Raw genomic sequence first — 20,003 nt, 5'->3', positions numbered from 1 at the left:
TACCCTCCCCTTATAAAACCTACCCCTTGTTCTATAGAGGTAAAACCCAAAAAGATCTTTTAATTACAGCGAAATAAAAGCGTAATAAAAATAGCTAAGACCTATCTTCAATAGCTTGAAATTTTACTAGCTTGAGTCACTTCAATACTTTAATTCTTTAATACTTTAATCAGAATATCTAGTCGTCAGTATTATCGAAGAATTAGTACGTAAGACCCCCTCAATCGTGGCAATCTTATGTAGAATGTCATCGAGGTTTTCTGAGGTTTTCGTTTTGATCACAGCGATAAGATCATATTCCCCATTGACTGAATGAACCTCTGTAATATCCTGTGTTTTTAATAAAGTCGATCTGACTTGCAATGATTTTTCCTGTTGGGTTGCAATGGAAACGTGTGCTGAAATAAAATTATTCAGATAGTTTTTTCCTAATTCCAAACTATAGCCCTTAATCACTCCAATTCGCTCAAGTTTCTCAATGCGCACATGTACGGTCGCCCGTGAAATTTTCAGTTCTCGAGCAATATCCGAAATGCTTGCCCGAACATCTTTCTTTAAAACCGTAAGAAGTTTCTCTTCCGCTTCAGTGATCATGGAACTACCTTTATAACTTTTGCTACATATGTGTGACGTTTTGTAAAAAATAATACATTAAATTGATAATTATGCTACTTAAAGTTGACAGGTGTTTAAAAGATAATGGCAAGCATCATTCAACAAAAAGATCTGTTATGTCGAGCCTTTGTGAAATAAAAAATGAATTATATGATCAGGTAATACTGCAGAGTTATTCCCCTAGTCAGATTACACGAGTTAAAGATAAAGCGACTCGGAATAGGAACCAACATAACATCGTATTTGTTGGCTTTACCAAGACAATAGCCTCGAATAATCAACGACATTGTCCTACGGATTTAGTTGACACCTTACATCGGCAAAATAAACAAATTGCGATGGTTATGTCATGATCATTATTCGTCCTATCACACTAGATGACTTTGACGCTTTGCATCAGATAGCCATTGACTCTGGCAACGGGTTTACCTCCTTTCCTGATGATAGGCTAGTTCTCAAAGAGCGGATTGAACATTCATTGCGTTCATTTGATGTCAAAATCACTGAGCCAGGTCAGCAGGGCTACCTATTTGTAATGCAAGATACCTCAAACTCAGAAGTTGTCGGTACCAGTGGCATTGAGGCCTCAGTTGGAGTAAAAACGCCCTTATATCACCATCGCATTGAGCAATGTGTGCATAACTCTGAACATCTGAAACTTCGCAAAGAACATCAGACTTTAACCCTGTGTACAGATTTAGCCGCAAGCACAGAAATTTGTTCTTTATACCTAAAAGGTAGTCACAGAGTTAACGGCAATGGCCGTGCGTTGTCTCGATTTCGGTTTATGTTTATGGCTGCACACAAACAGCGATTCTCTGCGAAAATAATGGCAGAAATGCGTGGTTATGGTGACGAGCATAATCAATCACCGTTTTGGTCTTGGTTTGAGCAGCACTTTTGCAACATTAGTTTTTCTCTCTCAAATCATTGTATTGGTATAGGAGATATGAGATTTGCAAGCGAGCTAATGCCTAAGCACCCCTTGTATACCAGCCTGATGTCGAAAAGTGCACGAGATGCTATAAATCAGGTGCATCCGGACACTCTACCTGCACTGGCTTTGTTAGAAAAAGAAGGATTTAAATCCGGTGACTACATAGGGGTCAATGATGCCGGCCCCGCGGTTATATGCCCGCTTGAGAAGATCAGAACAGTGATGTTCAGTGAAACAAAAAGGGTAAAAATTTCCACTGTAGAAAACAACCAAAAGAAATATATAGCATGTAACCACAAGCTGTCGGGCTTTAGGGCTGCACAAATTAACCTCGTCTTAACCATAGAATATGTGCTGATCACTGCCGAGGTGGCGCTTGCCTTAAATGTTATAGACGGAGACTGGTTAACAATGGTTGAGAATTAATCAAGTCGCCTTGTTATCAATTAATCCTTAGTCAAGCTATCACCATGCATACGAGTAGTGTGTATACGAGATTGATTGCCGCTTCAGTAGTTAAAATATTTAGCAGCACAAACAATTAATGTGCAGTAGTAAGTTTAATTAATGTAAAGATATTATAAATAAGGACAATAAATGTACGATCCCTTGCATGATAAATCGCCAGGTTGCGATGAGAAATACCCTGACAGTTACTGGGCCGATGTCGCTGGCATCCCACCTAAGCATGAAGGCCAGCTTGATCGTGATATAGAGGTAGATGTTGCAATTGTGGGTGCCGGTTACACAGGCTTATCCTGTGCGCTGCATTTGGCACGTGAGCATGGCATTAAGGCCACTGTTTTAGAGGCAAACCAAACTGCTTGGGGGGCCAGTGGCCGCAATGGTGGATTTGTTTTAAAATCATCGGGTAGAAAACCTTACGCTACCATGCAAAAGCAATGGGGTGAGGAAGTCATGCGTGGCATTTATCATGAGATGTGTGAAGGCGTAGATACGGTTAAGAGCTTGATCGATGAAGGCATAGACTGCGAGCAACAAGACCCCGGCTATATCCGGGTTGCCCATAAACCTAGCATGTTTAAAGCGCTGGTATCCGCAGCGAAATTACAGCAGAAAATGTTTGGTTATGATGTACAGATATTATCGAGGCAAGACTTGCATCAGCAATATATGGCCGATCAAAATGCCCATGGTGCAATTCGTTATCAAGATGGTTTTGGTATCAACCCACTAAAATTAGCCTGGGGTTATCAACGGTTGGCACGTCAAGAAGGGGTGAAGATTCATTGTGCTACCCCGGTTGAAAACTGGTACGAACAAGGTCAAAACGAAAAAACGTTACAGGTGTTACATACCCCGAATGGTATTGTTAAAGCAAAGAAAGTCGTTATCGCCACCAACGGGTATACACCAAATGGCTTTCATGGTTTGGTCAAAAATAGAACCTTGCCGGTGTTATCTCAAATCATAGTAACCCAACCTTTATCTCCACAGCAGCTAGAAGCTTGTAATTTTTTAACCAGCAATGTGATCATGGATACTCGGGCATTGAAGTACTATTACCGTAAGCTACCAGATAATAGGATCTTGTTTGGTGGCCGCGGTGCTATTACTGGCAAAGGGGCGGAAGATCCCTATTTTTCTAAACGTCTACTGAAAGTTTTAAAAACCAACTTCCCTGCGTTACAAAATATTAAGTATGATTATACTTGGTCAGGTTGGCTGAGCATGGCTCTTGATGATTTACCGCATATATATCAAAATGAGCAACAAAACGTATTCTATTCCATGGGTTATTGTGGCGCTGGTGTGTCATTTTCAGTCCAGGCCGGTAAACGCCTCGCACAAAAAGTCGCAGGACAAGATACGCCGAATATCCCCCTATATCAAAAGGCCTTGCCTAAATTTCCTTTTGCTCCCTTCCGGCGTGTTGGCCAGTGGGGCTTTTTCCAATATGGCAAAGTCAAAGACACCTGGCTTTAGGCCCTAACGAATAGCAAGTTAATCACTTATTTGGTCCACTTGCTATAAGCAGCCTTACCCATAAAAATATCAACATGACCTTAATATATCATCCAAATTCCCAGCTTAAAGTAGATGTTAATCCTTTTAATGATATAGGCACATATAGCTCGCCGCCAGAGCTGAATTTTTAAGAATGCATCACCTTGTCTCTATATAGGATTAGTGATGTTTGAATTATCTGAATCGATGATGTTGTAGCTGTAGTTATTAATTCGGTTATATAGTTTGAGGTTTCTACTGCGCAATGATTGGTGATTACGCCTTATATTTAATACGCTAACTATATGTCGGTTTTGGGTGAACATAATGTCCGCTTTAGCAAAATAAAGCTAAAAGTAATAATTGACATTTATGGCCGCATTACCAGAGAAGCAGCCATTAGCATACAAAGCGCTTGTGCCTTCAATGTACTGACTATTGGCTGGAGAAAAGGCTTTCCAAAATTAGTCTGCTTTGCCCTTTTGCACTGGCATGAGTAAATAACTTATAAGTGACGTTCAGGAGATTTAAGCCGATTTATTAGTCTCAAGGAAATCCACATAGCATAGTTGTAGATGACATACAATACATTTATTGGACAAATACTCGCTATGTGCTAGGCTGAAACTGAAAGACGTACAAAAGATAATGTAGCTTTCAGTCGATTTGAAAGGAGATTCACCCAATGTCAGATGATCGCGAGTGCCCGTTCTGTAAGGAATCCATTAAGGATGAAGCTATTAAATGCAAACATTGCCATAGCAGCGTTCCGTCCATTAGCCCTAAGCATGAGGGCGTTTGTCCGTTTTGCAAAGAAGCCATAAAAGCAGATGCAATAAAGTGTAAGCACTGCCACTCAATGCTTAGTGGAGACGCTACAGAGACCTGTGGCTGTTCATCAACTTCCACTGCCCAGGCTGTTCGGTCTTTAGCAGTGCCAAACAATCCTGGGTACTCGGGTAATGATTGCTACTATGACTGTCGAGACCATATGGAAGGCGGGGGGGCTTCGTCGGCAGAGGCTTATCGTGTCTGTCAAGAAATCTGTTATATATCAATGCCGCTTCCTGCATTAGCCAAGTCTCAATTCTACCGCGCGATGGCACCCAATGTTCCCGGGTATACTGGCAATGACTGCTATTCGGACTGTATACAGTTCATAGAAGATCGAGGAGGAAGTAAAATATATGCACACATGATGTGCCAAGATGCTTGTTTGATATCTATGCCTTTCCCCAATTTAGCTATTCGTTAGCGATCCGAATTGGTTGTTCTGGATTCCAAAAGTATGCCATCGAAGCTTTTTACTCCATGATCGTAAAGATTTATAGTTTGAGCCGGAATTTGGTGAGGAGACGATATCGTATTAGGTAGATATTGGCCTGTAGGCAGACGATGAACTGATACCAATAGGGTCGAACCAATGGGGTCACGAGCCAATGGGTCATAGTCATTGATTTTTAATTTCCCCCATAACAATTGAGAAATAAAAAGTGATATAACCGATTAAGTTATATCACTTTTATGTTTTATCACACAACTTTATTACGCTAACCTATGACACCATAACGTTATAAAATATAACTTACGATGGCTCGTAATCTAAATTAGCCGATAACCAACGCTCAGCTTGTGGCATGGTCATTTCTTTACGGGCGGCGTAACTTTCTACTTGGTCTTGTGCTAATTTGGCAACCGCAAAGTATTTAGAATCTGGGTGGGCAAAATACCAACCACTGACCGCAGCGCCCGGCCACATGGCGAAGCTTGAGGTTAATTCCATACCTATGTTTTCATCTACCTTAAGTAACTCCCACAACAAGCCCTTTTCTGTATGCTCTGGACAAGCAGGATAACCCGGTGCAGGTCTAATACCTTGGTATTTTTCACGAATTAAATCATCATTCGGTAAATCTTCTTCTGGAGCATAGCCCCAATAGTCTTTACGAATTTGTTCATGTAAATACTCGGCACTTGCTTCAGCAAGCCTATCGGCAACGGCTTTAATTAATATACTGTTGTAATCATCATGATCCGCATCGAAGGCTTTTACTAAGGCTTCAACACCAAAACCTGCTGAGACTGCAAAAGCACCAATATAGTCATCAACACCAGAGGCTTTATCAGCAACGTAATCGGCTAAACATCGATTATATTGACCGCTAGGTTTTTTACTTTGTTGACGTAACTGGTGCAGTTTCATTAAGGGTTCAGTGCGCGTTTCATCGGTATAAAGCTGTAAATCATCTTGCTCACGATTCGCTGGAAATAACCCAAAAACCGCTTTTGCTGTTAATTTTTTATTGTTGATCACATCATCCAACATAGCATTGGCATCATTAAATAGCTTAGTGGCTTCTTCGCCTACCACTTCATGTTTAAGAATTAACGGATATTTACCCGATAACTGCCAAGTCATGAAAAATGGCGTCCAATCGATGTAATGTCTCACAATATTTAGGTCGATATTATCAAGTACAGTTACGCCTAGTTTATTAGGCACTTTTGGTGTGTAGTTATCAAAACTAATCGGCACAGCATTAGCACGCGCGTCTTTTAATGAGATTAAACTAGATCGTGGACCTTTTTTATAATGACGTTCGCGCACTTTAACGTATTCAGCATTTTGGCGCTCAACAAAGGCGGCTCTATTTTCATCTGAAAGTAACGTACTTACCACTGAAACTGAACGTGAAGCATTAGGTACATACACAACAGGATGCTGATACTGCGGCTCAATTTTGACCGCAGTGTGTGCTTTAGAGGTAGTAGCACCACCAATCAATAATGGTAGGTCGAAGTCTAGTCGCTTCATTTCTTTGGCAACATGCACCATTTCATCTAACGATGGAGTGATCAAACCCGACAAACCAATAATATCGACTTTTTCTTCGCGAGCTACACGTAAAATATCGTCACATGACACCATAACGCCTAAATCAATAATCTCGTAATTATTACACTGCAATACTACGCCAACGATATTCTTACCAATGTCATGAACATCGCCTTTAACCGTTGCTAGCAGTATTTTACCGTTAGATTTAATCTCGGTTTTTTCCGCTTCGATAAAGGGATTTAAATGCGCTACGGCTTGTTTCATTACCCGCGCTGACTTTACCACTTGTGGTAAAAACATTTCGCCAGCACCAAATAAGTCACCAACAACATTCATGCCGTCCATTAACGGCCCTTCAATAACATCTAACGGTCGTTTAGCGACTAATCTAGCCGCTTCAGTATCTTCAATAATAAATTCGTTGATACCTTTAACCAGTGAATATTCTAAACGCTTATTAACTTCTAATTCGCGCCATGTTAAATCCGCTTTACTGCTTTGGCTGCCCGCTTGACCACGATACTCTTGAGCGATATCAAGAAGTCGCTCGGTCGCGCCGTCATCAGAGTTTTGAATAACATCTTCAACCGCTAAGCGCAGATTATCTGGAATGTCTGAATAAATGGCTAACTGACCTGCGTTAACTATCCCCATGTCCATACCATTTTTTATCGCATGGTAGAGAAAAACGGCATGAATCGCTTCACGCACCGGATTATTACCACGGAATGAAAACGACACATTAGATACACCACCAGAAATCATAGCGTGTGGTAAGTTTTGTTTAATATCACCTACCGCGTCAATGAAATCTCGCGCATAGTTGTTATGCTCTTCGATACCGGTGGCAACGGCAAAAATATTAGGATCGAAAATAATATCTTCTGCAGGAAAACCAATTTCATGCACCAGAATTTGATAGGCACGCTGACAAATTTCATACTTACGCTCGCGAGTGTCGGCTTGGCCTTTTTCATCAAACGCCATAATAATAACCGCAGCGCCGTAGCGACGTAACAATTCAGCTTGCTCGCGAAAGTTGTCTTCGCCCTCTTTTAAACTAATAGAGTTAACAACACCTTTACCTTGAATACATTTTAAGCCCGCTTCTAAAATATCCCATTTAGAAGAATCGAGCATAATTGGCACCTTAGCAATATCTGGCTCACCGGCAATTAAGTTTAAAAATCGCACCATAGCGGCTTGCGAGTCCAACATGCCTTCATCCATGTTGATATCAATAATTTGCGCGCCGTTTTCAACTTGCTGCAAAGCCACCGCAATAGCTTGATCGTAGTTTTCATCGGTTATAAGGCGTTTAAAAACAGCTGAGCCTGTAACATTAGTACGTTCACCAACGTTAACAAATAAACTATCTTCTTTAATGGTAAGCGCTTCTAGCCCTGATAATCGACAAGCAATTTCTTTCGGCTTTATTTCTCGCGGAGCAATATTAGCCACTGCATCTGCCATACCTTTAATATGATCTGGCGTGGTACCACAACAGCCACCAATAATATTTAAAAAGCCTGATGTTCCCCACTCTTCAATATGCTTGTCCATTTCTTCAACGCTAAAGTCATAGCCACCAAAAGCATTCGGTAAACCAGCATTGGGGTGAGCAGATACAGCCACGTCTGAAATACGGCTTAACTCTGCAACATATTGACGTAATTCAACTGGGCCTAACGCACAGTTTAAACCTACTGAAATTGGCTTAGCATGGCGTAACGAGTTGTAAAATGCCTCAGTTGTTTGGCCTGATAACGTCCGTCCTGAGGCGTCGGTAATCGTGCCGGAAATCATCACAGGAAAACGTTCACCACGGCTTTCAAAAACCGTTTCAACGGCGAATATAGCCGCTTTAGCATTCAAGGTATCAAATATCGTTTCAATTAAAATAATGTCACTGCCGCCATCAAGCAAGGCGTTAGTAGATTCAATATAGGCATCTTTTAACTGATCAAAAGTTACATTACGATACGCAGGATCGTTTACATCAGGTGATATTGAACAGGTACGGTTTGTTGGCCCTAAAACACCGGCAACAAAACGTGGTTTACCCGGGTTTTTCGCGGTAAATTCATCTGCCACTTCACGCGCTATCTGCGCCGCTGCTAAGTTAATAGCGGCACTGTAATCTTCCATGTCGTAATCGGCCATGGCGATAGTGGTGGCATTAAAAGTATTGGTTTCAAGAATATCTGCGCCAGCGACTAAATATTCACGGTGAATCGCTTTAATAACGTCAGGCTGGGTCAGTACCAACATGTCGTTGTTACCTTTAACATCGCTATGCCAGTCGGCAAACTGTTCGCCGCGATAGTCTTGCTCTTCAAACTTATACGCTTGGATCATGGTGCCCATAGCGCCATCTAAAATTAAAATACGCTTATCTAACTGAGCTTGTAAAAGGCCATAAGAAGCAGATTTCACTACTGGGGTTTTTGATTGAGAGTTTGATTGCTTAGACACGAGATTTCCCTGGGTGAATGGCTTTAATATGGTTTGCATCTAATTGATACGGCGTAATTTGATAAACGTAATAGTTTAACCAGTTGGTGTACAGTAAACTGCCATGGCTGCGCCACATGTTTATTGCTTCTTGCTCTGGGTCATCATCGGTAAAGTAATTTACAGGTATTGAAACATCGCCCCCGGCCGCAATATCTCGAAAATACTCTTCACTGAGTGTACTTGCATCGTATTCTGGATGACCGGTTAAATAGACTTGTTGCTTATTTTTACTCGCCGCTAAATAAACCCCAGCAACGTCAGACTCTGCCAATATTTCAATATCTTCAAGAGACTGATAATCCGATTTTTCAATAAAACCATAACGAGAGTGTGGCACACTAAAGGTTTCATCGAAACCGCGGGTTAGTTGCTCATCTGGCTTTAAACAATGGTGGCGATATACACCAGATAGTTTTTGCTTTCTCAAATGCCGCTTTAAACCATAATGATGATAAAGCGCAGCATGGGCGGCCCAACAAGAAAACATGGTTGAGGTAACATTTTGCTCTGCCCAGTCAAACACCTCGCAAATTTTATCCCAAAACGTAACTTGTTGATAATCTAATAACGCTAGCGGCGCACCTGTAATAAGCAAACCATCGTATTGTTTATGTTTAATATCATCGAACAAGCGATAGAAATTGTCTAAGTGCGCTTGCGGTGTATTTTTAGATACATTGGCATGTATACGAACAAACTCAACATTAATTTGCAGTGGCGTATTCGCCAACATACGCAAAATTTGTACTTCGGTTTCAATTTTATTAGGCATTAGGTTAAGAATTGCCACTTCCATAGGGCGAATTTCTTGATCCGCGGCGCGGCGTTCAGACATCACGAAAATATTTTCTTTGTCTAAAATCGTTAATGCGGGTAATTCATTGGGAATTTTTATGGGCATATTGCTAACCTAATATCGGGTAATTAATTAACTTGTATCTATATATAATAACGCTGAAAAACAGTATTGTTCTTTACAATTTTTATCTGAGTATAATGTGACTTGGATTTCTAGCTATGTCAACCTCTAAACGTATAGACGTCTAAAATACTTTAACACGCTTAAATGAAAAAATAATGAGTTTTAACCGAAATTAACTAATGTAACAGCAATAAATCCCCCGAAACAGACCCACTTCTGCTTCAAAAATCCCTCCTCAAGCATGATTAAACTGACTAATCGAGTAAGACACTTTAGGTTTTTTGACTTGTTTCTGGACTGCGATTAATTGTCTTAAGAGGAATATATGACATTACTCGCAAAGTTTATTTAAAGCCATGCGGACAAAAATTGTGAAGTTACCCTTGTCAATTATAGGCAGGGGCTAAAAAGTAAATTAACCATAAAGCTTAGCTAAGTTTTAGTTTTAAACATATAAAGCCTGAACTCACTCACTAAATTGAGCAAAACTTACAGGGTATACTCTTAAATTTAAAAGGTAATACTAATTTAATTAGGTAGTCATTTCATACACTTTAGTTAGTTTTTCAACCAAAACATATATTTAGATAGTGAGTTAGATGGTATAAATTTTAGTAGCTTACTCATATTAGCAAGCTACTACATTGCTTAAATTAATCGTTACGAAGCCAGCCTTTTCCTACGGCAAGTTCAATTTGAGCTGCAACATAGGTCCATAATTTTGGCGCTAACCCATCCAATAAATTGTTACGCGCAATAACGTCTGACTTACTTACATTATGCTTAACCCAACTACCTCCGTCATTTTTCATATTCTGCAATAATGGCAGCACCCGATCCATCGCTTTGGCAAATTTAGCATCATTTGTTTCGGCTGCTTCAAACTCTGTCCACAAGCTTAACATTTCTTGATATTGCTCTAGAGGCAACAATCCAAATATTCGATTTGCTGCATCAAGCTCTTTCGCTTCTTGTGCGTCCAGTTCGGCTTGTGCTGCAAATGCAAAGGTGTCACCGGCATCAATTTCTACTATGTCATGAATCAGCAACATGGTGGTGACACGTGCAACATTTACAGGCTCTGCGGCGTAGACATGAAGCATTTGAGCCATCATGGCAATGTGCCAACTATGCTCAGCACTATTTTCACGCCTATTGTTATCCGATTTTACCATCACCTGCCGATATACGGCTTTGAGGCGATCTAACTCTAGAATAAAATCTAATTGCTGTTCCAAGTTTTGCATTACTTCTCCTATTAAAAAGCTAATTTGGTGATTTGTACTTTCGATATCAATTGATATGGGGGCTAACCTCAATAACTCCACCCTGAACACGGTGAATGTTGTAAGGTGTCATTAAAAGTGCTCAATATATTAATTAAGCTCAATAATATTTATTTTATTTAAAGTATCCACTGGCTATTGAAAAATAAAAAAAAGACCTAACATTAAGTTTGTTAATGGTAAGAAATTTAAATATATGTGGCGTTACATAACAATATTATTGGTAATATTTCTCTTAGCTCAAAATGCTAATGCCTGGTCACATTCAGAATTTAACCAAAATACAATTGCACAACATAATGATATTACTCAGCTAGACCAAAAAGCCCATACAACTTTCGATGCTCAGCATTCTCAAGATTTATTTACCTTACCTCGCATTAATAGTATTAGTCCGGCGACATTCTCTGTAGAAGCGCAAACAGCACCAATTTATGTACTAGTGATTGAATTTTTTCAAACTAACCATAGTGAAAGAGAATTTAGAAACTTAGCACCGCCCGTAAAATTAAATAACTGGTTTGAACAATTAAATCATCAAGCAAAATCATCTCGTATTTCCGGCTGGAAAGACGGTAACTTTTTATACAGCGCTAGAACCACCTACCACAGTTAGTTCATCAACATATGTACAAGTAATAATCTCTTTTCCTAGTTATTACTTACCCAAAATCGACTATTTTCCTTTTTAGAAACTGATGCAAAGTCATCGGTCACTTATTGTGCACGTTCAGCAATTTAAGCTCAGTGCTCCAAGATAGTGTTAATTTAGAGATTTCAAGATGAACACACGTAACAAATCCACCAGAAAGTATTTTAGCTGGCAAAATGCAGTCATCCTTATCACCCTGATATTTATGATTATTAATGCCCTACCAAATTTATACCCAGAGAAAGTAAGCATTCAGCTAACTAGCAATAGCAGCCAAATAGAGCAAACATCGCCGCAAAAATTAAATACGTTCTTACAGAGTAATCAGCTAGAAGCTGAAAAAATAACCACTAGCGCAAGCGGTATTACCATTACTTTAGCCAATAAGGCCGATGAGCTAGTCGCTAAAGATTTATTAAAAGCTGAATTAGGTGAGCGTTACACGGTAGACAGCGCAATAGACAGTAATGCGCCAGCATGGTTTAAGTCAATGAATATGGAACCAATAAAGCTAGGCTTAGACTTGAGTGGTGGCGTGTTATTTGTATTAGATGTAGACACCGAAAGAGCTTTGTTTGAACACCTTAAAGGTATCGCGGTCGACATTAAAACGCTTAGTATAGAAAACCGTATACGCGGTATAACGTTAACTCAGCCTACAAACAATTCTATAGATATTAACTTTCCGTCATCTATGCAAAGTAAAGTTGAAAAGCTACTTAGCACTGTTACTCAAAGCGCGCCAGAACTTAGCATTAATAAAATTAGTAGCACTAAAATAACACTACTCTATCCGCCGCAAGAACAAGTAAAATTTAGACAAACGACCATGAAACACACCTTAAAAGCCATGCGCGGACGCATTGAAGAGTTAGGCATTACTGAAGCGGTAACTCAACAGCAAGGTAAAAATAGAATACGTATTGAACTACCCGGTGTGCACAATCCAGAAGAAGCAAAGCGTATTATTGGTGCTACCGCGACATTAGACTTTTACCAACTAGCTGATAGTTCAAATACTGCCGGCATTATGCACATGACTGATAGCAGCGGTCGTAAGTTAAGCTTGAATAGCAAAGCGGTTTTTTCTGGTAGTAGCATTAAAAATGCTCGTGCTGGTCAAGATGAAATGGGACTGCCATTGGTAAACTTAACCCTAGACAGTATCGGCGGCAAAAAAATGTCGACTTTCTCTAAAGCTAATATTGGTAAACCTATGGTGACAGTGTTCTCTGAATTTCACCGCAACAGTGACAATGAAATCGTTAAGAAAAGTAAAATAATCAATGTCGCTAATATTTCTCAACACTTAGGTTCTCAATTTAGTATTACCCATATGTCGAGCCCACAAGCGGCGCAAGAGTTGTCACTGTTGTTACGCGCAGGTTCATTAAATGCGCCAGTCACCATCGTTATGCAGCGCAATATTGAAGCAACACTTGGTGCAGATAATATAGATAACGGTATTAAAGCGCTTAGTATCGGTATTGTCTTTACGCTCTTATTTATGGCTGTTTGGTACCGAACTTTAGGCGTTATAGCCAATGTAGCTTTAGCGCTAAATTTAGTCAGTTTACTTGGTCTGATGTCCTTATTACCAGGCGCTGTATTAACGCTACCCGGTATTGCAGGATTAGTCCTTACCGTTGGCATGGCGGTTGATGCAAACGTGCTTATTTTTGAACGAATTAAAGAAGAATTAAGACGAGGACGTCAGACGTTATCGGCCATTGAAACGGGTTATAAAAGTGCTTTTTCAACCATTCTTGATGCCAACATCACCACAATGATTACGGGTATTATTTTATACACTATAGGCTATGGTCCAGTGAAAGGCTTTGCCATTATTTTGTGCTTGGGAATATTGACCAGCATGTTTACGGGCGTTTTTGTCGCAAAAGCATTAACCAACATGGTAATTCGTGAAAATAAAAGCCATCTTATGGGCATTAAATCAGCAAATAAAATCAGTCATCATTCAGCGGAAAAATTGCCGGTTAAGCCAGCCCTTAAAATAGCGAAAAAAACGGGAGTTAAGTCATGAATAACAACACGATAAAATCTACATCACGCATCAGTAAATTTCGCTTTGCCAGCTTTTATTTTGCAGCAGTGCTTATTGCTATTTCATTATTTGGCCTAGTTAAAAATGGCCTAAACCTTGGCTTGGATTTTACTGGCGGTTACTTAACTGAATTCTCTACAGAGCAACCTATAGCACAAGAAAATATGCAGCAACTGCTTAGTCGCTATTTACCAGCAGACTTTCAGTTATCTGCCGCAGACAACGGCACACATTGGAGTGTTCGACAAACGGAAAGCAACATAGGCCAACAACAAAGCAGTTGGTTGACTGAATTCGCCCAACAAAGCGACCTATCAATAACGCCACAAGACGCGATGTATATTGGTAGTCAAGTGGGTGACGAACTCATCGACCAAGGCGGTCTTGCGCTACTAACTGCCGTTATTGTGATATTAGTTTACTTATCATTAAGATTTGAATGGCGATTGGCAGCAGGCTCTGTCGTCGCCCTCGTTCATGACGTAGTGATCGTACTAGGCATATTTGCATGGTTTAAAATTTCCTTCGATTTAACCATTGTAGCCAGCTTACTCGCTATTATCGGTTATTCGCTTAACGACTCGATAATCGTCGGAGATAAAGTCAGAGAAATAATAATGCGAAACAAAGATGGCGATATTGATAACATTATTGATCAGGCGATTAAATCCACCTTAGTGCGAACATTAATTACCTCAGGTACCACTATTGCAACAGTTTTAGCGATAGGGCTTTTTGCAGGAGAGTCATTACAGGGCTTTGCTATTGCCTTATTTACCGGAATTTTAGTGGGTACATATTCGTCAATTGCCATATCAGCGACTGTTCCGCAAATATTAGGTTTGACTGCTGAACATTATCATAAGCAAGCGCAAGATATTTGCACACTACCATAGCGCTCGCTTTAAAATATTAATACCAAACAGGCTAATCTATTGCTCAACCAGTGATAAATAGCCTGTTTGGCTAAGTATTGATTGATGACAGATATAGTTGGCGCTAGATACAGTGTTTTCAAACGAATTATTGACTTACTTTCGCCTTGTAAAATGAATAAGCTAGGGCTAATAAGATACAAATAGTTGCAGGAATAATTAACGCGTAAAATTTATAGAGACTAAATAAATATGCGCCTAATATTCCACCCGTTATAAAGCCGACAATAATTAGCATAAATAACAATGCCTTTCTTTTATCGAACTCCTCTCCTCTTATTTTTGCACCTAACATAATACCTAAATCGGTAAATATACCCGACACATGAGTTGTTCTGATCACCGCTCCACTATAGGTAGTTGCTAGTGCATTCTGCAAGCCACACGCAGCTGAAGCCAAATAATGTCCGTTTAAAGAGTCCTTTGTTAAGAAGTAAATAGCACCAAAAAGTAATACAGCTTCTAGATAAAGTAAACTGCTGTAGTTACGGCCTAATTTAAGCGCTCCGCCGCGTATAAAGTATCCTGAAATGGCAGCGCCAATTAAAAAACTTAAGAGAATAAGAAGCAAATGAAAAACATCAATAAACGTCGAGTTTACTATGCCGGTACCAAACTGTGTGGCAATGCCCGATAAGTGTGATATTGATTGATGCTTGAATCCTAATAAACCAACAGAATTAACAAGCCCTGCGACTAAAGACAGTATGAATGAGCCATATTCTACCCAACGAGGTAATTTTGAAATCATGATAGACCTTAGGCTACTAGCACAGTTTTAAACAACAAATAAAGTGAGTTGAATTACCAAAATACACAACTAATCAACATTGTTTCAGGCAATATATTTTAATAAAGTTCTAAGCTTTAAAACTTTATAGCTAGTTGAATAAGCTGGCGAGCCAATCAAAAGTCAAAACTGTTGTAAATATTTTTAACCCGATCAAACTTAACAATAAAATCACCAGCAACACTTTATTTTTCTTACTTTTAATATTATTCCAATACAGCCATTTTGCTTTTATCTCTTCTTTAACTTCATTTTTAACTGCTTTCATAGTAGTTTTTCTCTTGATAAAACAAATTCGATTTATTCGGTAAGAAGGCCTGCAGCAGTGAAGTTAAAATGAACTGACTAAAATTAGCACAAAGGCCAACAGTAGGTATTTATAACTCGCTTTTGTTAAAGCTAAATTTGGCTTAAACCAGCCTTTTATAGGTACTACTAACAATGCAGGAGATAAAAGCAAACCTCTAAGTGCAGATAAAACACCCAAAGATCCGGCTAAAGCACCAAAATCTAGGGTGTTGGTCTGATAAACTTGTACGGCCTGCATGATAACGACTAACGCCATAAAGCCCTTTATTAGATTCGAACTTCGTCGAACTTTAGCAACTTGATCTTCCATTGAGCGCCTCTTTTTATTTATTAATAAATATAACGGTTAATTCTATAACCACAGGAATTACCGACATTACCAGTAATCCTGACATCGCATAATTAAACATTATCCGATGTTGCCTAGACTTTAATAAAGTCTTTAACATTGAACCAAAAAACAGCCAAATACCAACACAAGGAAATGAGAAAATTAAAAAAATAAACGCAATAATAAAATTTTGCGTATAAAAATCGGCACCAACTGTCGTAAAAGCCGCTATGGCTCCTGTTGCTACCACCCAAGCCTTACCATTTAACCATTGAAATAAAACGCCATGCATAAAGCTTAAGGGCTTAGCTTGGGTATTTGCTGTAGACAATTCAGCTGCTGTTGCAATTAAATAAGCCAAATAAAGTAAATACAGTGTGCCAAATAATTTTACCATTAAATGTAAAACGGGAAATTTTTCAAATATTTGCCCAAAACCGATACCGAACAGCAATAACATTATTGCGAAACCAATACAAATTCCCAGAAACACAGGCAGGCTTTTACGAATACCGAAATTTGCTCCAGAAGCCATAACAGTAATGTTATTCGGTCCTGGCGTAACAGCTGACACTATGGCAAACAATACGATTGCGGTTATATAATCCATACTCTTTCTTATTAAGTTAATAAGCGCTAGTGCTTGGGCTTTTTAGCCATTTTTTTATTGAATTTAATGACTGCATTTGTATGAGCCTCATTAAGTAGTGGTCGCATACTTGAAAAAGTAGCTTCATCAGGGTTTAACACTTGAAGCCAAGACATCCATGCATAAATGGGGTGAGGCATTAGCTTATTAAGTGCTACAAAGCTGTCTTTTAAATCAACTTTATCACCTTTGGCCGGGCGTTTAGGCCTCAAACCAAACATTTTTTCATAGCTATTTTTGCTGACACCAATGCTTAGCCTGAAAACCCCCTCTCGATCAAGCTCTGACGATTTATCATTTTCACCGTTTTTTTCTTTTATCGTACAAAAGTAGACCCCATTAGGTAACACTTTACTTGGGTTGTAGAACAAAGCAGTTTCTCCCCAACTAGACTTGGCAATAACGCCTTCATACTCGGATAAAATTACTTCTACAATTTCTTTAGCTTGCACCCTAACTCCTTCAAGACAACCTTATTAATAATGGATTTTAGTTAGCTGAACGTTAAACGAAATAAAACAGCACTTTACATTGTTTAATTAAACTTAAAAGAGCACTAATAGAAAAACTGTTGCATTGTTTAACACATGAATCATCATTACAACAAACAATGCATGACCTCTAGAGTGGGTGTCCCAGTATTGATATGCCATTGACATAAAGAAAAAAAGACTAAAAACGCCAACGCCCCACAAAGGCACTTGAAGAGAATGAACTCCGCCCCAAAACACCGCACTCAGTATTGAAACATAGAATTTATTAGGCGTTATTTTTCTGAATAAGTAAATTATAGGGATCATAAAAAAAGTTTCTAAAATAGGCGCAACTAACACAAGCCCTATAAAAGATTCAAAGCCTAACTCAAAGTCTGGAAGCTCTGCGTTTGGAAAATAAAATCCTAGAAAAAAAGCAATGGGTAACCCTATACAAATATTTAATATATGTACCTTAAATATATACAATAGAAGAGATTGATTAGTATTTTCTAATAGATTAAACAAATCTGCATCCTTGAGATTGGGAGTCACGTCCTTTTAATAAGCTGATAATTATTTCTTAAACCCTTCGCTTTATTTTTTAATGATTTAACTAGGCTTACGAATACCGAAACTATTATTGCGCTTTTGAAATACTCTAACTGGATTGATTAATTTTAACAATCAAAAAGCTCTTTCGCTTTAGCTACTTTAACCATCAATCGCTGAACATTGCATAGCTGACACTTCAACAATTAATTCATTAAATTACAGACACATTATTATAGGTGATTAATAAGTTTGCAGCTAAATTTAAGCAGTGTTATTTTAGAACTGAACGGAACCACACATCACAATTAATATCAGCATTATTGCTATTCGTTACTTTTAAGGCTCCTTTTTAGAGATTGCTTATGGATTTAGTACAAGGTTTACTATTAATAACCTCCATTCATTTATTAGCAGCGGCATCACCAGGGCCTGATTTTGTTTTAGTCTCGCAGCAAACATTATCGAATGGTAAACAAAGTGGTTTTATGGTCAGCATTGGCATCGCCTTAGGTTTGTCGGTTCATATTATTTACTCTGCTTTAGGCTTAGCCACGGTTATTGCTAATTCAGCAACCTTGTTGTGGTTAATAAAGATTATCGGCGGTTGCTACTTACTCTATTTAGGCTTTCAAGGTTTAAGCGCAAAACCAGTGAGCAAGATTAATAATTTAGTTGTTAAACAATCAATTAAAAAACATTCAAACTTAAAAGCTATCGCAAAAGGCTTTTTATGTAATGCTTTAAACCCCAAAGCGCCAATTTACTTTGTTGCTTTGTTTACCGTAGTTTTGTCGCCTAATTTGCCGATATTACATTTGGTTATTTACGGTGTTTGGATGATGATATTACAGCTGCTTTGGTTTTCTACCGTCGTAGCTTTACTCTCTCGACCCAGTGTTAATGCAAAATTTCAACGCTTAGGTCATTGGATCGATCGTGTACTTGGTGGCGCTATGTTATTAATGGGCTTAAAAGTACTTACCAGTAAAATAAATTAGATAATATATGACTAATGAACCCATAAAACACTACAGTGACTTTAAATCGTTTTACCCTTTTTATTTAAGCCAACATCAAAATACCATTTGCAGAAGACTGCATTTTATCGGCTCTAGCCTAATTGTAATAACATTAGGCTATATTTTAATGAACGCAGCATGGCTATTGCTCTGGACTTTACCTTTGTTCGGTTATGGTTTTGCTTGGCTTGGGCACTTTTTCTTTGAAAAAAACAAGCCTGCCACTTTTACCTATCCTTGGTATAGTTTTCTAGGCGACTGGGTTATGTATAAAGACATGTTACTGGGTAAGCTTAAGTTCTAAACACGAACTTTATTAGTGGTACGTTTTTATAATCCAGTTAAAGCAATTAAATAATGACTTTTGAGAAAAAAATATGACCACTTATATTTCATTACTTCGCGGTATTAATGTTGCTGGCCAAAAAATAATAAAAATGGCTGATTTGAGAGCACTCTATCAGCAATTATCGTTTGAAAATGTGAAAAGCTATATTCAAAGCGGCAATGTGGTTTTTAATCATAATGAAGGTGGAGTAAGTTATTGCTCACAACTTGCCAAGCAAATACACCTAGCTATTTTTGTACATTATCAATTTGAGGTACCGGTATTTGTTTTAACGCCTTTTGATTTACAAACCGCCCGTGAAAATTTACCGTTTAAAAATATTGACCTCAGCGCTGAGGGTAGCAAAGTATTGTTATGCTTCTTATCTGATGTGCCGAGTAATTCAACTGCTTTATTATCGCCTTACTTAAAAGAAAACGAACATTTACAGATCATAGATAAAGTCCTTTATTTACATTGCGAGGATGGCTATGGTCGCTCTAAATTAACTCACACTATTATTGAAAAAAAGTTAAACGTTAATGCTACATCTCGTAACCTAAAAACCGTTGATAAACTCATTACTCTCGCTGCTACAAATATTAATTAAAGCACAAGTTTATGTTGCTTACACATGGCAGCAAACTTTTACCCCATTAAGACGCGTCAATTGTTAATAAATATATACGTAAAACGCATTCAGCAGTATGATTATGCTCGATATTAACGTGATAATGTCGCTCCCTGCTTTAACGATATCTTTTAATTCCCTCACAGTAAAAGTAAAACATAGCTTACATAATGTATAAAATA

At 38.6% G+C, this 20,003-nt stretch carries 19 protein-coding genes; 9 read left to right on the top strand and 10 right to left on the bottom strand.

Going from position 1 to position 20,003, the window contains the following annotated elements:
* Positions 1–165: 165 nt before the first annotated feature.
* Positions 166–594 carry an Lrp/AsnC family transcriptional regulator gene (locus B5D82_RS14205; RefSeq protein WP_081152433.1) on the bottom strand — a complete coding sequence of 143 codons (429 nt, stop codon included), beginning with the start codon at positions 592–594 and terminating at the stop codon, positions 166–168.
* 370 nt (positions 595–964) lie between these two features.
* Here B5D82_RS14205 and B5D82_RS14195 point away from each other — a divergent pair, with 370 nt between their 5' ends.
* From B5D82_RS14195 to B5D82_RS20355, 3 genes are all read left to right on the top strand, one after another.
* A complete protein-coding gene (locus B5D82_RS14195; protein WP_081152430.1) occupies positions 965–1,978 on the top strand; it encodes an arginine N-succinyltransferase in 1,014 nt (337 codons plus the stop codon).
* A gap of 171 nt (positions 1,979–2,149) precedes the next feature.
* A complete protein-coding gene (locus tag B5D82_RS14190) occupies positions 2,150–3,499 on the top strand; it encodes an NAD(P)/FAD-dependent oxidoreductase (RefSeq protein WP_081152429.1) in 1,350 nt (449 codons plus the stop codon).
* Between the two features lie 706 nt (positions 3,500–4,205).
* Positions 4,206–4,775 (top strand): double zinc ribbon domain-containing protein, encoded by a 570-nt coding sequence (locus B5D82_RS20355; RefSeq protein ID WP_081152426.1) that lies wholly within the window; start codon positions 4,206–4,208, stop codon positions 4,773–4,775.
* A gap of 330 nt (positions 4,776–5,105) precedes the next feature.
* Here B5D82_RS20355 and metH read toward each other — a convergent pair whose 3' ends face one another.
* The 3 genes from metH to B5D82_RS14165 all read right to left on the bottom strand — a co-directional run bounded on the left by metH (position 5,106) and on the right by B5D82_RS14165 (position 11,045).
* Positions 5,106–8,795, bottom strand: coding sequence for a methionine synthase (gene metH / locus B5D82_RS14175; protein ID WP_245807629.1), 3,690 nt, complete (start codon positions 8,793–8,795; stop codon positions 5,106–5,108).
* Positions 8,796–8,826: 31 nt separating this feature from the next.
* Positions 8,827–9,777, bottom strand: a complete 951-nt coding sequence (locus B5D82_RS14170) for a homoserine O-succinyltransferase (RefSeq protein WP_081154520.1) — start codon at positions 9,775–9,777, stop codon at positions 8,827–8,829.
* A gap of 674 nt (positions 9,778–10,451) precedes the next feature.
* Positions 10,452–11,045: an HD domain-containing protein gene (locus B5D82_RS14165; protein ID WP_081152423.1), complete on the bottom strand. Its 594-nt coding sequence runs from the start codon at positions 11,043–11,045 to the stop codon at positions 10,452–10,454.
* Between the two features lie 235 nt (positions 11,046–11,280).
* Between B5D82_RS14165 and B5D82_RS14160 the strand changes: the two genes are divergently transcribed.
* From B5D82_RS14160 to secF, 3 genes are all read left to right on the top strand, one after another.
* Positions 11,281–11,700 carry a hypothetical protein gene (locus B5D82_RS14160; RefSeq protein WP_081152421.1) on the top strand — a complete coding sequence of 140 codons (420 nt, stop codon included), beginning with the start codon at positions 11,281–11,283 and terminating at the stop codon, positions 11,698–11,700.
* A gap of 166 nt (positions 11,701–11,866) precedes the next feature.
* Positions 11,867–13,780 carry a protein translocase subunit SecD gene (gene secD / locus B5D82_RS14155; RefSeq protein ID WP_081152420.1) on the top strand — a complete coding sequence of 638 codons (1,914 nt, stop codon included), beginning with the start codon at positions 11,867–11,869 and terminating at the stop codon, positions 13,778–13,780.
* Positions 13,777–14,697 (top strand): protein translocase subunit SecF, encoded by a 921-nt coding sequence (gene secF / locus B5D82_RS14150; RefSeq protein ID WP_081152418.1) that lies wholly within the window; start codon positions 13,777–13,779, stop codon positions 14,695–14,697. Before secD ends, secF begins: the two co-directional genes overlap by 4 nt.
* 127 nt (positions 14,698–14,824) lie before the next feature.
* On the opposite strand, the gene B5D82_RS14145 is transcribed toward secF, so the two are convergent.
* The 6 genes from B5D82_RS14145 to B5D82_RS14125 form a co-directional block, all read right to left on the bottom strand.
* Positions 14,825–15,487 carry a YoaK family protein gene (locus B5D82_RS14145; protein WP_081152417.1) on the bottom strand — a complete coding sequence of 221 codons (663 nt, stop codon included), beginning with the start codon at positions 15,485–15,487 and terminating at the stop codon, positions 14,825–14,827.
* Between the two features lie 130 nt (positions 15,488–15,617).
* Entirely contained in the window at positions 15,618–15,794 is a 177-nt protein-coding gene (locus tag B5D82_RS20010; RefSeq protein WP_172820650.1) for a hypothetical protein, read from the bottom strand.
* Positions 15,795–15,857: 63 nt separating this feature from the next.
* Positions 15,858–16,145: a hypothetical protein gene (locus B5D82_RS14140; RefSeq protein ID WP_081152415.1), complete on the bottom strand. Its 288-nt coding sequence runs from the start codon at positions 16,143–16,145 to the stop codon at positions 15,858–15,860.
* 13 nt (positions 16,146–16,158) lie between these two features.
* Complete coding sequence (locus tag B5D82_RS14135; protein WP_081152414.1) at positions 16,159–16,776, bottom strand: LysE family translocator; 618 nt, start codon at positions 16,774–16,776, stop codon at positions 16,159–16,161.
* 26 nt (positions 16,777–16,802) lie between these two features.
* A complete protein-coding gene (locus B5D82_RS14130) occupies positions 16,803–17,267 on the bottom strand; it encodes a DUF6194 family protein (protein WP_081152412.1) in 465 nt (154 codons plus the stop codon).
* Positions 17,268–17,360: 93 nt separating this feature from the next.
* Positions 17,361–17,816, bottom strand: a complete 456-nt coding sequence (locus tag B5D82_RS14125; protein WP_157673903.1) for a CPBP family glutamic-type intramembrane protease — start codon at positions 17,814–17,816, stop codon at positions 17,361–17,363.
* 389 nt (positions 17,817–18,205) lie between these two features.
* On the opposite strand from B5D82_RS14125, the gene B5D82_RS14120 reads away from it, so the two are divergent.
* The 3 genes from B5D82_RS14120 to B5D82_RS14110 all read left to right on the top strand — a co-directional run bounded on the left by B5D82_RS14120 (position 18,206) and on the right by B5D82_RS14110 (position 19,800).
* The gene (locus B5D82_RS14120; protein ID WP_081152409.1) at positions 18,206–18,841 is read left to right on the top strand and encodes a LysE family translocator; all 636 of its coding nucleotides are present in this window, start codon (positions 18,206–18,208) and stop codon (positions 18,839–18,841) included.
* A 7-nt stretch (positions 18,842–18,848) separates the two neighbouring features.
* The gene (locus tag B5D82_RS14115) at positions 18,849–19,166 is read left to right on the top strand and encodes an Mpo1-like protein (protein WP_081152408.1); all 318 of its coding nucleotides are present in this window, start codon (positions 18,849–18,851) and stop codon (positions 19,164–19,166) included.
* Between the two features lie 73 nt (positions 19,167–19,239).
* Positions 19,240–19,800 carry a DUF1697 domain-containing protein gene (locus B5D82_RS14110; RefSeq protein ID WP_081152406.1) on the top strand — a complete coding sequence of 187 codons (561 nt, stop codon included), beginning with the start codon at positions 19,240–19,242 and terminating at the stop codon, positions 19,798–19,800.
* Positions 19,801–20,003: the final 203 nt, after the last annotated feature.

Origin of the sequence: Cognaticolwellia beringensis (assembly GCF_002076895.1) — a bacterium.
GTDB lineage: Bacteria > Pseudomonadota > Gammaproteobacteria > Enterobacterales > Alteromonadaceae > Cognaticolwellia > Cognaticolwellia beringensis.
Note: the sequence above shows the minus strand (reverse complement) of the source record. Positions and strands in the feature narration are given on the sequence as shown.